Below are 14312 nucleotides of genomic sequence, written 5' to 3' on the forward strand. Positions count from 1 at the left end.
CGTAGATTAATGCACCGATGTATCATGGTGAAGAGGCATTTAACTATGTATGGTTTTGGCCACAAAATCGAGGCTCTCTATGTATAATTTACTCAAATCATGCCCCTGAAAAGAAGGCTGGGGAACATTTTCCCAATGACCTTCTTCATAAGCAATTACAAGAGCGAGTAACTCACCCAACGGACCTGTATAATGTAGCAACGCATTTTTAATTTCATCGGCCAAAGTAATTTGATTAATTAATTCACTCATTGGTCTATCTATTAAACAGTCTAATATAGAGAGTAATCCTGCTATATAAGCACTTTGACTCACAATATCTTTACTGGCTTTTGCTAACTGTTCTGCCATACGAGCCCTGATTAATCCCGATTCTAATATTTCTGGGGGTTTATCGGTAATATTTTTCATCGATAAGAGCATAATCCAGTTCTTTAAATTAATCATACCAAGTCGAACGACGGCTTGCTCAATAGAACCTATTTTCTGCCCACTGGAAAATACGATTGAGTTTGCAATTTTAAGCAACTGAAAGCTCAGCAGAGGATCTGATTGGATGATGAGAGAAATTTCATTAAAATCGCAATCGTCTTTTTGCAGTATTTGAATAAGGTGCAATACATTTAATTTATTGGCGGCTAGATTGGTTGAATCATTGTTTAAAGGCTTAAATAAAAAATCACCACAATAATAATCCATTGTCATTGCTTTACACTTATCAAAACTAATGGGCTTATTGAGGTTATAAGCGATCACTTTACGATTTTTAGCTCTGGAAAACTGAACTACTTTAGTGACATCTGCTCTACTCATTAGTTGTTCCGTTAAAGCGATATATTCAGCAAAATTTAACCAAGCTAATTGTTGAGGCGTGTTGATCAAAAGAGCTATAGAAAATAATGATTCTTGTAATTCAGTTAGAGAATAAATTGATTCTATTTCTTCCGCTGGTAATTTTAAAATTATGGGGTTATTTATTGGAGGCTCAACATTCTCTAAAATATTTTTTAATGAGAAGGGAATAAATAGTGGTAATTCAGTATCTGAATTATGAATTAATTCAAAAAGGCAATGACTTATCTCAACAGTGGGCTGGATGTTTTGATGCGATAAAATTTCAAAGGCTACACAGTTTAATTGTTGATTATATATAGGCCTTTTAACGAGCATATAGATCCCTATTTGTTCATTTTATTTAATCATAGTACTGCTTTTATCAATTGACCAGAAGCGGATGTATTTTCCTTACAGACTGAACTTTGCGTGATAAAGACAGAGTGCTATACTTCGCTAGCATGTATTGAAATTTAGCTGTTCCAAATTGCACTATAGTTGTCTAATTGTTTGTTTTTTAGCAAAATGGTGCATTGCAATGATATTTAGTGTAAGTATCCATCAAAAATAACGACGGAATAATTTTATTCGAATTGTATTGCGGACGGTGCTATATTTAAAACATTTTCTAAATGAGGAAGAATTTAATAGTGGACAAGAAAAGACCAGTTAATCTTGATTTAAGCAGCTTGAAATTTCCTCCTATGGCTATTGCTTCTATATTACATAGGATTTCAGGGATTGCATTATTTTTATTATTGCCCTTGATGTTATTTATTCTGGGTAAATCTCTTCAATCAGAAGACCTGTTTATTCAAACAAAATCGATGCTCACCAGTCCTTATTACAAATTAGGGCTCTGGGCCTTTAGTGCTGCTTTAATTTACCATGTATTAGCAGGAATAAGACACCTTCTAATGGATATGGGGTATGGAGAGCACCTCAGTGCAGGGCGACGTAGTGCTATTTTAGTTATAGTTCTTTCTGTTATTTTGACAATTTTTCTAGGAATCTGGATATGGTAAATAATGTCACCAGCTTAACAGGTAATGGGTTAAAAGATTGGTTAATTCAGAGAGTAACTGCAGTATATTTTGCAGTATACGCTGTTTTTTTATTTGGTTTTTTGTTCTTGCATCCAGGCTTGAATTTTGAACAATGGCATACTTTATTTGCCAACCCCGTATTCCAAATAGCTACAGCGATTGGGCTATTCGCTCTTACACTGCACGCCTGGATAGGTATTTGGACAGTAACTACAGACTATATCAACTGTACTGCTATACGTTTATCAGTACAATTGCTGGTTGTTTTATGGCTCCTTAGTCAATTTATTTGGGGCTTAATGATCGTTTGGGGACAATAAGCATGGCAATTCCACGTAACAAATTTGATGCGGTAATTATTGGTGCTGGTGGTGCTGGAATGCGTGCAGCACTGCAATTGGCTAACTCGGGATTAAAGGTCGCACTCTTATCTAAGGTATTTCCAACTCGTTCTCATACTGTGTCTGCTCAAGGAGGTATTACAACAGCACTAGGTAATGCTCATCCCGATGATTGGCGTTGGCATATGTATGATACGGTGAAAGGAGCTGATTACATTGGTGATCAGGATTGTATTGAGTATCTGTGTAAAACAGGACCTGAAGCCGTCTATGAATTAGAGCATATGGGATTACCCTTTTCGCGGATGGAAAATGGTAAAATTTACCAGCGGCAGTTTGGGGGCCAATCAAAAAATTTTGGTGGTGAGCAGGCCGCACGTACTTGTGCTGCAGCCGATAGAACAGGCCATGCCTTATTACACACTCTTTATCAACAAAATTTAAAGGCTAAAACACATGTGTTTAGTGAATGGTATGCCCTTGATTTTGTAAAAGATTCCCATGGACGCATTGCCGGTGTTACTGCGATGAGTATTGAGTCGGGTGAGGTGATCTTTTTTGAAACTCGAGTTTGTATTCTTGCTACAGGCGGTGCCGGACGTATTTATCAATCGACAACCAATGCCTTTATTAATACAGGTGATGGTTTCGGAATGGCATTAAGAGCAGGTATCCCATTACAAGATATGGAAATGTGGCAGTTTCATCCAACAGGAATAGCCGGGGCTGGTGTTTTAGTTACCGAAGGTTGCCGTGGTGAGGGTGGTTATTTAATTAACAAAGATGGCGAACGTTTTATGGAGCGTTATGCTCCTCGAGCAAAAGATTTGGCCTCGCGTGATGTGGTAGCTCGTTCTATGGCTTTAGAACTTCGTGCAGGCAAAGGTTTTGATCCCAAAGGTGTCGATTACGTAAAGCTTAAATTGGATCATTTAGGGGCTGATCTTATCATGTCTCGCCTTCCAGGAATTCGCGAGCTTTCTATGAAGTTTGCAGGTGTAGATCCTATTGTAGAACCCATACCAGTTGTACCCACCTGTCATTACAGTATGGGAGGAATACCAACCAATATGCATGGCCAAGTCATTACCAAAACTAATGGTCAAGAGCATGTTGTGGACGGTCTCTATGCTGTAGGTGAGTGTGCTTGCGTTTCTGTGCATGGAGCTAATCGTTTGGGTGGTAATTCTTTATTGGATTTGGTTGTTTTTGGTCGTGCCGCTGGCCTGCATGTAGAAGAGTTATGGCAAGCACATCAATTACCTGAGATGTCTTATACCAGCGACGATGACATTGATGCCTCTATGGTTCGTTATAACCGCTGGGAGCAATCAAAGGATGGCGAAAATTTTGCAGTCATTCGTGATGAAATGCAGCGCGTAATGCAAGAAGATTTTGGAGTATTTCGTACCGGTGAGGTAATGGCTTCAGGTTTGAAACGCTTGCAGGCTCTGCGTGATAGGTTGGCTCATGCGAAACTGGAAGATAAAAGTCATACATTTAATACAGACCGTGTTTCTGCTTTAGAGTTGGATAACTTAATGGCGACTGCTTATGCTACTGCACATTCAGCGATTGCGCGTACTGAAAGTCGAGGAGCTCATAGTCGCGAAGATTTTCCAAATAGAGATGATGCTAATTGGATTAAACATACTTTGTATTTTGAGGAAGGGGAACTGATTGATTTTCGCCCTGTAAATACATCACCCAAGCACGTCGAGCCTTTTCAGCCGAAAGAACGCGTTTACTAAAGAGGATATATTATGGCAGATACTAGAAATCTGATCTTGTCAATTTACCGTTATAATCCTGAGGTGGATGCAAAGCCTTATATGAAAGATTATGAGCTAGCGATACCCGCCAAAAGTAATCCTATGTTGCTTACTTTGTTGGAACGCTTGAAGTCAGAGCAGGATTCCTCAATAACCTATAGACGTTCTTGCCGAGAAGGCGTTTGTGGTTCTGATGGTATGAATATTAACGGAACTAATGGCTTGGCTTGTATTACTCATATTTCGGATTTGACGACGGATAAAATAGTGATTCGTCCTTTACCAGGATTTCCGGTAATACGAGATTTGGTTGTTGATATGACTCAATTTTATCAGCAATATGAACGTATAGAACCCTATTTACAAAATGATGAAATCGCGCCAGCACAGGAGCGGTTGCAATCACCGGAAGAAAGAGCGCAACTAGATGGTCTTTATGAGTGTATTTTATGTGCTTGCTGCACTAGCTCATGTCCTTCATTTTGGTGGAATCCGGATAAATTTGTAGGCCCTGCTGGTTTATTACAGGCAAGGCGATTTTTAGCAGACAGTCGTGATAAAGCAACGCAACATCGTTTGGATAAGTTACAAGATCCTTTCAGTGTATTTCGTTGTCGCACTATTATGAATTGCACGAATGTATGCCCGAAAGGACTCAATCCAACGCAAGCGATTGCCAAAATTCGTACGCAAATGTTAACGCAGGAAACTTGATATATAATTTGATGCTACCCATCTCAAGATCTTGAATATTGCTATTCAGTTAATGAATACAATGTTTCTATAACAGTGGAAATTTATTGGTGCAAGTCGTGGTTATTAGAGATAAATTTCCATCGTTGTAGCGAGATCGGTAAAATTGGCGAAAAATTGTGAATTTGAAGCAAAATTAGATTTCAATATGGTATGTAATCTAGATAAGATGCTGAATTTGAATGAATTTTTAATTAAACACTTTAAGTTTTACGCCAATTCTGAGTAACGGAAGCATTATTACTTTAAGTCGTATGACGTGAATGTTTGGGTAAACTGTTTTTGGAGAGAATGATGAGCAGTTCTGATCTGCAAAGTGAATGGGCTTCTTCCTATTTGTCTGGTGGAAGTATGGCTTATGTCGATAGCCTTTATGAAGATTATCTTATTGATCCCAATTCAGTCCCAGATGATTGGAAGGCTATATTTAGCTCCTTGCCAAAGGTTAATGGAGCGGCAAAAGAAATATCGCATAGAGATATTCGTGAGCACTTTTTGCAGAATGCTAATAAAAGAGCAGCGACAGTAGTCCAGTCAGCGGATAGTGAGCAATATCAAGTAGCAAATTTAATTAATGATTTTAGAGCATTAGGACATCATGCTGCTCAGCTTGATCCTTTGGGAATGACGGAACGTATGCCTGTGTCTAGTTTAGAGCTAGCTTATCACCAATTAGATAAAACAGATAAAAAGCGCAAATTTTTTGCTGGTACCAGTTTGAATGGCCCAGAAATGACGTTAGAGGAAATATATCAAGCTCTTCGAGATACCTATTGCGGCAGCATTGGTATCGAGTATATGCATATTTCTGATGTTGAAGAAACCGAATGGTTGCAAAAAAGAATGGAGTCTGTGCGTGGACGTCCTAATTTTGATAAAGAAAAGAAACTTGAAATTTTAAAAGACCTGATTGCTGCAGATGGGCTTGAGCGTTATTTAGGTACTCGATACGTAGGACAAAAGCGTTTCTCTCTGGAAGGTGGTGATTCACTAATTCCTATGATGAAGCAAATTATTAATCAAGCCGGCCAGAATAGTGTAAAAGAACTAATAATAGGTATGGCTCATCGGGGGCGTTTAAATGTTCTGGTTAACGTATTGGGCAAAGAACCAGGAGAGTTATTCCAGGAGTTTGAAGGTAAAGTAAAATATGATCGGACTGGTGACGTAAAATATCATCTAGGTTTTTCTTCAGATATTAAAACAGAGTCCGGTTCCGCAGTGCACTTAGCATTAGCATTTAATCCCTCCCATTTGGAAATTATCGGTCCTGTGATCGAAGGGTCAGTACGAGCACGTCTGACTCGTCGTAATGATTTAGAGAAAAAAGAATCCGTTGTTCCTGTTGTTATCCATGGCGATGCAGCATTTGCTGGCCAGGGTGTCGTAATGGAAACATTTAATTTTTCGCAAGCCCGTGGTTATTCAACTGGCGGTACTATTCATATAGTGATTAACAACCAAATAGGGTTTACAACGAGCAATCCTCTTGATGCCCGTTCAACTCTTTATTGTACTGATGTTGCTAAAATGGTTCAGGCTCCAGTATTACATGTCAACGGTGATGATCCTGAGGCTGTAGTTTTTGCTACTCAAATTGCTTTTGATTTCAGAATGAAATTTAAACGAGATGTGGTGATTGACCTCGTTTGCTATCGGCGTAATGGACATAATGAGGCGGATGAGCCAGCTGTAACTCAACCATTAATGTATAAGAAAATTAAATCAATGCCTGCGTTGCGTGAAACTTATGCCAAGCAATTAATTAATGCAAACCTATTAACAGAAAAAGATGCTGAGCAACTGGTTGAGAGTTATAGAAATAGTTTAGATCAGGGTAAGGCTGTAGTTAATCTGGTTCGTGAAGATTATGAAGGAAAATACGCTATAGATTGGACTCCTTACATGGGGTCTAAATGGACCGATAAGGCCGATACAACTATTAGCAAAAGTGAATTACAAAAGCTAACAAAGCAATTGAGTATTTTACCCAAAGGTTTTGAATTACATCCTGTGGTACAACGCTTATTAAACGACCGGGAAAAGATGGCTGATGGGGAAGTCCTAATGAACTGGGGCTTTGCAGAAACCATGGCCTATGCCAGTTTGTTGCAGGAAGGTTATGGCGTGAGATTGTCTGGCCAGGATTGCGGCCGGGGAACTTTTGCTCATAGGCATGCGGTATTACATGATGTGGTAACAGGAGAGGCGTTTATTCCTTTAGAAACGATATCAACGAATCCGAAAAGAGCATTCACTGTAATCGATTCAGTTTTATCTGAGGAAGCAGTTTTAGCATTTGAATACGGTTTTGCTTCTTCTGAACCTTCTCATTTGGTTATATGGGAAGCGCAATTTGGTGATTTTGCAAACGGGGCTCAAGTTGTTATTGATCAGTTTATTAGTTCTGGCGAACAAAAATGGGGACGTTTGTGTGGTTTAGTTATGATGTTGCCCCATGGTTATGAAGGACAAGGACCAGAACATTCATCTGCTCGTTTGGAACGTTATATGCAGCTTTGCGCTCAACACAATATGCAAGTTTGTACGCCAACGACACCGGCACAAATCTTCCATTTATTGCGCCGACAGATTATTCGTAATTTCCGTAAGCCACTAATTATCATGACACCCAAAAGTTTATTACGCCATAAATTGGCTGTTTCTCCTCTAGACGATTTAAGGACGGGTAAGTTTTATACTGTTATTCCAGAAATTGATACAGTAGAAGAACAAAAAATCGAAAAAGTAGTGTTATGCTGTGGTAAGGTTTATTATGATCTATTGCAAATGCGCCGTGAGAAAAAATTGGATCATACCGCTATAATACGCATTGAGCAGTTATATCCATTTCCGAAAAAGGCATTAATTGCTGAATTGGATAAATATCCAAATGCTAAAAAAGTGATCTGGTGTCAAGAGGAGCCTAAGAATCAAGGGGTTTGGTTCTCTTCTCAACACAATATGAAAGATTGTTTGCGTCCAGAACAAGTTCTGCTTTATGCCGGTAGAGAGTTTGCTGCAGCCCCCGCTGTAGGTAGCCCTGCATTGCATGCGCAACAACAACAGGCTTTAGTTGAGGAAGCCCTACTAGATTAGGAAACTATGAACATTTCGCTAGCGAAATGTTCATAGCCCCCGATAAACATAAATAAATAATAATGAGAAGGTATAACCATGTCTATTGAAGTCAAAGTACCTGTTCTACCCGAGTCAGTAGCTGATGCCACTATAGCGGCATGGCATAAAAAAGTGGGCGATAAAGTAACACGTGATGAAAATTTAGTGGATCTGGAAACAGATAAGGTCGTCCTTGAAGTTCCTGCGCCTGCCGATGGAGTTCTTTCTGAATTATTATTCCAAGTAGGGGATACTGTGGGTTCAGGACAATTACTGGCAAAAATTTCAGAAGGTGCTTCTGCCGTGGCTTCATCTGCTCCGGTACAAGAAGAGAAAGAGATTGCTAAAGACGTAGTTAGTGCTAAAGAGGACAAGTCAACTAGCCCTGTAGTTCGTCGTATGCTCGCTGAGCATGATTTGCAGCCCGGCCAAATTCAGGGAAGTGGTAAAGATGGACGAATTACTAAGGAAGATGTTATTTCTTTTATAGAAGTTAACAGAGAAAGAACATCGAAACCAATGGAAAGCAAAAAGGAAGCACCTATGGCCACAGCCATGGGGCCACGCGAAGAACGACGCGTCCCAATGACTCGGTTAAGAGCTAAAATCGCCGAGCGTTTACTACAAGCACAGCATAATGCAGCAATGCTCACTACGTTTAATGAAGTGAATCTAAAAGCAGTAATGGACATGCGTGCTCAATACAAAGATGGTTTTGAGAAAAAACACGGGGTTAAATTAGGCTTTATGTCGTTTTTCACTAAGGCTGTGGTTGAATCACTAAAGCGCTTCCCTGCAGTAAATGCGTCCATAGATGGTCAAGATGTTGTTTATCATGGCTTCTATGATATAGGCATTGCTGTTTCTACAGAGAGAGGATTAGTAGTTCCTGTGATTAGAGATGCTGATCAATTAAGTATGGCAGAGATAGAGCTGGCTATTAATGATGCTGCAACAAAAGCCAGATCAGGTAAGTTGTCTATGGAAGAGATGCAAGGGGGAACATTCACTATTACCAATGGTGGTGTATTTGGTTCTTTATTGGCTACTCCAATTATTAACCCACCTCAAACAGGTATTTTAGGGATGCATAAAATTGAGGATAGGCCTGTAGTAGAAAAAGGACAAATTGTTATTCGTCCTATGATGTACGTCGCATTATCCTATGATCATCGTTTAATTGATGGCAAGGATTCAGTGCAATTTTTGGTAAGTGTTAAAGAGTTATTAGAAGATCCGGCACGTCTTTTACTTAATGTTTAATAATCACGTTTAACAGCCAGACCCGTGTTAACGGGTTTTGCTTTTTTATAAAGGTAATTACAATGAATTTACATGAATACCAAGCCAAGCAATTATTCGCAAGTTATGATTTACCCGTTCCTCGAGGTGAAGTTGCTTATAATGTTGAAGATGCAACGCAAGTAGCCTCTCAGTTATCGACGCCTAAATGGGTTGTTAAAGCTCAGGTGCATGCTGGTGGTAGAGGGAAAGCTGGTGGTGTTAAAATAGTTTCCTCTAAAGATGAATTGTCTGCAGTGACCAAATCATTACTCGGTACTCGATTGGTTACTTACCAAACTGATGCCCATGGTCAGCCTGTAAATGCTGTATTAATTGAAGAAACTTGTGATATCGCAAGAGAGCTCTATTTAGGAGCTGTTGTCGATAGAGCTACCCGACGTGTAGTCATCATGGCTTCTACTGAGGGTGGTGTTGAGATTGAGAAAGTTGCAGAAGAAACACCTGAGAAAATATTCAAAGTAATTGTTGATCCTTTAGTGGGTGTCATGCCTTTTCAATGTAGAGAAACTGCATTTAAATTAGGTTTAAAAGATGATCAAATCAGACAATTTACTCATTTAATGATGGGATTGGGTAAAATGTTTGTTGAGTGTGATTTGAGTCTATTAGAAATTAACCCATTGGTGGTAACCCAAACAGGCCAATTAATTTGTCTGGATGGTAAAATTAATATAGATGGCAATGCCTTATACAGGCAGCCTAAATTGAAGAGCATGCGTGATACGTCACAAGAAGATGATCGTGAAAACCGCGCCAGTGACTGGGAATTAAATTATATTCCTTTGGATGGCTCTATTGGCTGTATGGTTAACGGTGCCGGCTTGGCTATGGCGACTATGGACGTGATTAAGCTTCACGGTGGTGAGCCAGCAAATTTCCTCGATGTAGGTGGGGGAGCCACAAAAGAACGAGTAAGTGAAGCACTAAAAATTATTTTATCTGATGATAAGGTAAAAGGTATTCTAGTTAATATTTTTGGTGGCATAGTTCGTTGTGATCTCATCGCTGATGGAATTCTTGCTGCAGTGAAGGAAGTGGATGTAAAAATTCCCGTAGTAGTCAGACTTGAGGGTAATAATGCTCAATTAGGTGCTGATATTTTAAATAAAAGTGATTTAAACGTAATTGCCGCGACCAGTTTAACTGATGCAGCGAAGAAAATTGTCGCAGCAGTCGCTTAAGGGCATGTGATAATTCTCCTATTTGGGCTGCAATGCCATGATTTATTGTGCTTCATTGCTCGAAAGTCCTGGCATTTTAACCCAAGCTAGCGAATTGTCGGCAGACCTTAATTATTGAATGTTTGAGCAAGGCCAATTTTTTGAATAAAGCTTTAAATTAAGTTGGGCTTGATGCAAGAACGCTACTAAATTTCGAGGTTAACAATGAGTGTATTAGTTAATAAACAAACTAAAGTGTTATGTCAGGGGTTTACTGGTAAGCAAGGTACTTATCATTCTGAACAAGCCATTGCTTATGGTACAAAAATGGTTGGTGGGGTAACTCCTGGAAAAGGCGGTCAGCTACATTTAGGTTTACCAGTGTTTAATACTATGCGTGATGCAGTGGAAGAAACAAAGGCTGATGCTACTGTTATTTATGTTCCAGCTCCATTTTGTAAAGACTCTATATTAGAAGCAGCTGAAGCGGGTATTAAGCTGATAGTATGTATCACTGAAGGCGTACCGGTGCTGGATATGCTTCAAGTAAAAGTCTATATAGAAAATAATACCGAAGCGCGTCTAATCGGACCAAACTGTCCAGGAATTATTACCCCCGGGGAATGTAAAATTGGCATTATGCCTGGTTCTATTCATTTACCTGGAAAAGTAGGTATTGTTTCGCGCTCTGGTACTTTAACTTATGAAGCAGTAAAACAAACTACTGATAAAGGCTTTGGCCAAAGTACTTGTATAGGTATTGGTGGTGATCCTATTCCTGGGACTAATTTTATTGATGCTTTAGCATTGTTTGAAAAAGATCCACAAACAGAAGCAATTATTATGGTCGGTGAAATTGGTGGATCAGCAGAAGAAGAAGCTGCAGAGTACATCAAGTCTCATGTTAAAAAACCAGTCGTTTCTTATATTGCTGGAGTGACAGCACCTGCCGGAAAGCGCATGGGGCACGCAGGAGCAATTATTTCTGGTGGTAAAGGAACTGCAGCTGAAAAATATGCTGCTTTAGAGGCTGCGGGTGTTAGAACTGTGCGTTCTCCTGCTGATTTAGGTGATGCGATTGCCGAAGTAACTGGCTGGTAATTCTTACTTTGGAAGATAGTTAGGATATTTTGATCTAACTATCTTCCAAACGGTTTTTTCGTAAAAATTGTAGGTCTAAGTTCTAGAATCCCTTATATTCCCTCCAGCGGTCTTAAATTATTCCTAATTATTATTCCGAACGTAGCGAGGCAATCCATAGGGCACTGAATTATGTTGATATGGAGAGCCGTATGATTCTGCTCGGAATAAGCTATCAGTACAATTTGTTCACTCTTAGGGCATTTGATCTTTTCTATGATATAATATTCTTTTTATAATTCATTTTGCCGAATACATGTGATGGATATTAGTGAAATTAAAGAAGAGATGCAGCGTTTGAGCAATGAATTTAAAAAATACGAAAGCGCATTAAAAGGAATGCAAGTAGGTGAAATAAAAAAGAATAAAGAATTAATGAAACTTTTTACCTCATTATATCACTTAATGCAATCATCGCTATTTTATGAAGCCTTATTAGACGAAGGCTTTGCAAAAACAACAACGAACTATGCTGCTATTTGGAATTTCACCTCTCCTATTCTTTCATTGCTGGGTGCTTTTTATAGAATATTTTGCGTTCTCGTGAGTGATCATTATGTTTACTCAGTGGGGTATGATTTTTCGTGTCAAGAAAAAGAATGGATAGGATCTGTTGCTGATCTTGATGTTCATTTAAGCAATCTGTTAGTGAATCGTTGCAAAAATGAAGCCTTTTTGGGACTTTATTCTATTGATCTACAAGGGGAGCCTGATAAAAAGCAATATGAAAATCTTATTAAGCGATTAAGGGGCAACTCTTCTCGTAAAATGACCGCTATAGTTTATGCTTCTGATGGCACCTATACAGAGCCTTTATTTTTTATTAAAGATGAGGAAAAGATAGAAGTTTTGGTTGCAACCAATTATTGGGGGAGCGCTTCTCATATTCATGGTTTCACGAAAACATTAATTAATAAATATAAGATTAAATGTACTATTAGCCCCCAAATAAAGGTTGTTCATGATGGTAATTGTAGTGTTCAATCTGAATTAAATATTAATACTGTATTATATGAAGCATTACAGCAGAATAATTCAGTATATAGGGTGATAGATGCGTTAAGGAAAGAAGAGTGTTCCTTGAGTGATTATCGAGTGCATCTCTCTGATGTTTCTCCTAATAATAACAGTCAAGATAAGCCCGATTTTTCTACTCTCGCACGCTTACTAACTAAAGCTTCGGCTGTATTTTTACGCATTGGAGGGCGAGGATGGATTGATTATTGCCGAGCAAGGGCGATTCATCCTAAAAATATTGTTAAGACCTCTTATAACGAATGGGAGAGTCTTCAATACCCTAATTGGTTATCAACACGAGTCTTTCCTCCATACGAATATAGGGCTGTTATTCCGCAAAGCAAAATTGATACAGACTCTACTGTTTTACCTCTTATTGCGAAAGATTATGCAGAAAAGCTTACTGGTTGTGGTGCCCTGGGAGCAAAAATTTTACAGCAAATCGAAAGATTGCAACTTCATCAGGACAGCTGTAATCCTTACTGGATAAACAGCAAAAAAAAGTCGGATGCAATTATCAATGCATTGAATCAGTTGGATTTCGAAGATGAAAATACTCTTAGAGCCGCGGTAACAAATCCTGAAAGTGAGTTGTATCATGCCCTGAATCTGCAGAGGCTATCACTTCTAACTTTTTTAGGTGCTTTTGGCTGGAATCAGGCAAAATCATTACAATGCGTCCAAGAGGTAGCTCAATCGGTTACTTTAAAAATTTAATATCAGTATTAATTTCTTACTCCATCTGCTCGCTAAAAATTATTTATTGAGCGTATAATTGCCTCATCAATTCGCTTTAAGGTGCTTTATGAATAACTTTAGAAGTCTTGCTGATATCAGACGGGACTATGGTGAGTTAAGTTTGAATGATGATAGTATTTCCCAAGACCCCATAGCTCAATTCAAACTTTGGTTTGAAGATGTTTTAAAGAATGAAAAAAATGATCCAACAGCAATGGTATTATCCACTGCCGATGAACAAGGCCGCCCTGATTCCAGAGTGGTTTTATTAAAGGGCTTGAATGACGGGAATTTTGTATTCTATACCAACTACCAAAGTGCGAAAGCGATGCAAATTAACGGTAATCCCCATGCGGCACTTAATTTTTATTGGCCAGAAATGGCAAGACAAGTTCGTGTTCGTGGTCGAGTAAAAAAAGTAGACAAAGAACAATCAGACCAATATTTCTCCTCTAGACCCACTAAAAGCCAATTGAGCGCGATTGTTTCTCGTCAAAGTCAGGAAATAATAGATAGGACCGTATTGGAAAAAGCATTAAATGATTTAATCCAAAATCAACAGCAAGAGCTTGTGGTTAGACCCAATTATTGGGGCGGCTATATGATTGTTCCTGATGAAATTGAGTTTTGGCAGGGGCGAGATAATCGCCTGCACGACCGGATTCAATATTTTAGGCAAAAAGATGAATGGATACACCGTAGATTAGCCCCATAAGACGTGTAACTCGTCTAAAGAGTCCATTTTGCCGGAGCCTGGCAAAGTTCGGCAGCCATAAAATATACTGAAAATAGCCTAGTTCGAATTATATGTTCGCATAGAATAAGGTTTTATGCTGACGGCTTTAGATATGAATGTTATTGCATTTTTTTTAGCCGGCAGAATTTGCCGTAATTATTCAGGTGAACAGGTTATTTTAACTAGGAATTCAGTATCAAATTCCATTGCTTAGTAAGCAATAAATTTTCTAAAAAAATTGGCCTGATATTTGCTTTAATATAAATAAAATCAGAGCTAAATATTAGAACATTGATTTTGTATTTCTGAAATAAAAAAAGAATTTTGTCAAAAAAATGTAAATAATTTAT

The 14312-nt window shown here is 38.7% G+C and carries 11 protein-coding genes; 10 read left to right on the forward strand and 1 reads right to left on the reverse strand.

The window, feature by feature from the left end; genetic code table 11:
* Window positions 1–39: 39 nt before the first annotated feature.
* Entirely contained in the window at window positions 40–1170 is a 1131-nt protein-coding gene (locus LFA_RS01895; RefSeq protein ID WP_045094683.1) for an EAL and HDOD domain-containing protein, read from the reverse strand.
* 314 nt (window positions 1171–1484) lie between these two features.
* On the opposite strand from LFA_RS01895, the gene sdhC reads away from it, so the two are divergent.
* The 10 genes from sdhC (at window position 1485) to pdxH (ending at window position 13941) form a co-directional block, all read left to right on the forward strand.
* Window positions 1485–1859: a succinate dehydrogenase, cytochrome b556 subunit gene (sdhC, locus tag LFA_RS01900; RefSeq protein WP_045094684.1), complete on the forward strand. Its 375-nt coding sequence runs from the start codon at window positions 1485–1487 to the stop codon at window positions 1857–1859.
* Window positions 1853–2200, forward strand: coding sequence for a succinate dehydrogenase, hydrophobic membrane anchor protein (sdhD, locus tag LFA_RS01905; protein WP_045094685.1), 348 nt, complete (start codon window positions 1853–1855; stop codon window positions 2198–2200). Before sdhC ends, sdhD begins: the two co-directional genes overlap by 7 nt.
* A 2-nt stretch (window positions 2201–2202) precedes the next feature.
* Window positions 2203–3972 (forward strand): succinate dehydrogenase flavoprotein subunit, encoded by a 1770-nt coding sequence (gene sdhA, locus LFA_RS01910; RefSeq protein ID WP_045094686.1) that lies wholly within the window; start codon window positions 2203–2205, stop codon window positions 3970–3972.
* A 12-nt stretch (window positions 3973–3984) separates the two neighbouring features.
* Window positions 3985–4707 carry a succinate dehydrogenase iron-sulfur subunit gene (locus LFA_RS01915; RefSeq protein ID WP_045094687.1) on the forward strand — a complete coding sequence of 241 codons (723 nt, stop codon included), beginning with the start codon at window positions 3985–3987 and terminating at the stop codon, window positions 4705–4707.
* 333 nt (window positions 4708–5040) lie between these two features.
* On the forward strand, window positions 5041–7845 hold the full coding sequence (locus tag LFA_RS01920) for a 2-oxoglutarate dehydrogenase E1 component (RefSeq protein ID WP_045094688.1): 2805 nt from the start codon (window positions 5041–5043) through the stop codon (window positions 7843–7845).
* A 78-nt stretch (window positions 7846–7923) separates the two neighbouring features.
* On the forward strand, window positions 7924–9129 hold the full coding sequence (gene odhB, locus LFA_RS01925) for a 2-oxoglutarate dehydrogenase complex dihydrolipoyllysine-residue succinyltransferase (RefSeq protein ID WP_045094689.1): 1206 nt from the start codon (window positions 7924–7926) through the stop codon (window positions 9127–9129).
* Between the two features lie 62 nt (window positions 9130–9191).
* Window positions 9192–10352 carry an ADP-forming succinate--CoA ligase subunit beta gene (gene sucC / locus LFA_RS01930; protein WP_045094690.1) on the forward strand — a complete coding sequence of 387 codons (1161 nt, stop codon included), beginning with the start codon at window positions 9192–9194 and terminating at the stop codon, window positions 10350–10352.
* Window positions 10353–10556: 204 nt separating this feature from the next.
* Window positions 10557–11432, forward strand: a complete 876-nt coding sequence (gene sucD, locus LFA_RS01935; protein WP_045094691.1) for a succinate--CoA ligase subunit alpha — start codon at window positions 10557–10559, stop codon at window positions 11430–11432.
* Between the two features lie 300 nt (window positions 11433–11732).
* Window positions 11733–13205 carry a hypothetical protein gene (locus tag LFA_RS01940; protein WP_045094692.1) on the forward strand — a complete coding sequence of 491 codons (1473 nt, stop codon included), beginning with the start codon at window positions 11733–11735 and terminating at the stop codon, window positions 13203–13205.
* An 88-nt stretch (window positions 13206–13293) separates the two neighbouring features.
* On the forward strand, window positions 13294–13941 hold the full coding sequence (gene pdxH, locus LFA_RS01945; protein WP_045094693.1) for a pyridoxamine 5'-phosphate oxidase: 648 nt from the start codon (window positions 13294–13296) through the stop codon (window positions 13939–13941).
* Window positions 13942–14312 lie beyond the last annotated feature (371 nt).

Origin of the sequence: Legionella fallonii LLAP-10 (assembly GCF_000953135.1) — a bacterium.
In the GTDB taxonomy this organism is placed as follows: domain Bacteria; phylum Pseudomonadota; class Gammaproteobacteria; order Legionellales; family Legionellaceae; genus Legionella; species Legionella fallonii.

Bases quoted from the DNA above. Each gene is read 5' to 3' on its own strand.
- sdhD (WP_045094685.1), top strand. From the start codon at position 1,853: ATGGTAAATAATGTCACCAGCTTAACAGGTAATGGGTTAAAAGATTGG.
- LFA_RS01895 (WP_045094683.1), bottom strand. From the start codon at position 1,170: ATGCTCGTTAAAAGGCCTATATATAATCAACAATTAAACTGTGTAGCC.
- pdxH (WP_045094693.1), top strand. From the start codon at position 13,294: ATGAATAACTTTAGAAGTCTTGCTGATATCAGACGGGACTATGGTGAG.
- sdhA (WP_045094686.1), top strand. From the start codon at position 2,203: ATGGCAATTCCACGTAACAAATTTGATGCGGTAATTATTGGTGCTGGT.
- LFA_RS01915 (WP_045094687.1), top strand. From the start codon at position 3,985: ATGGCAGATACTAGAAATCTGATCTTGTCAATTTACCGTTATAATCCT.
- LFA_RS01920 (WP_045094688.1), top strand. From the start codon at position 5,041: ATGAGCAGTTCTGATCTGCAAAGTGAATGGGCTTCTTCCTATTTGTCT.
- odhB (WP_045094689.1), top strand. From the start codon at position 7,924: ATGTCTATTGAAGTCAAAGTACCTGTTCTACCCGAGTCAGTAGCTGAT.
- sucD (WP_045094691.1), top strand. From the start codon at position 10,557: ATGAGTGTATTAGTTAATAAACAAACTAAAGTGTTATGTCAGGGGTTT.
- sucC (WP_045094690.1), top strand. From the start codon at position 9,192: ATGAATTTACATGAATACCAAGCCAAGCAATTATTCGCAAGTTATGAT.
- LFA_RS01940 (WP_045094692.1), top strand. From the start codon at position 11,733: ATGGATATTAGTGAAATTAAAGAAGAGATGCAGCGTTTGAGCAATGAA.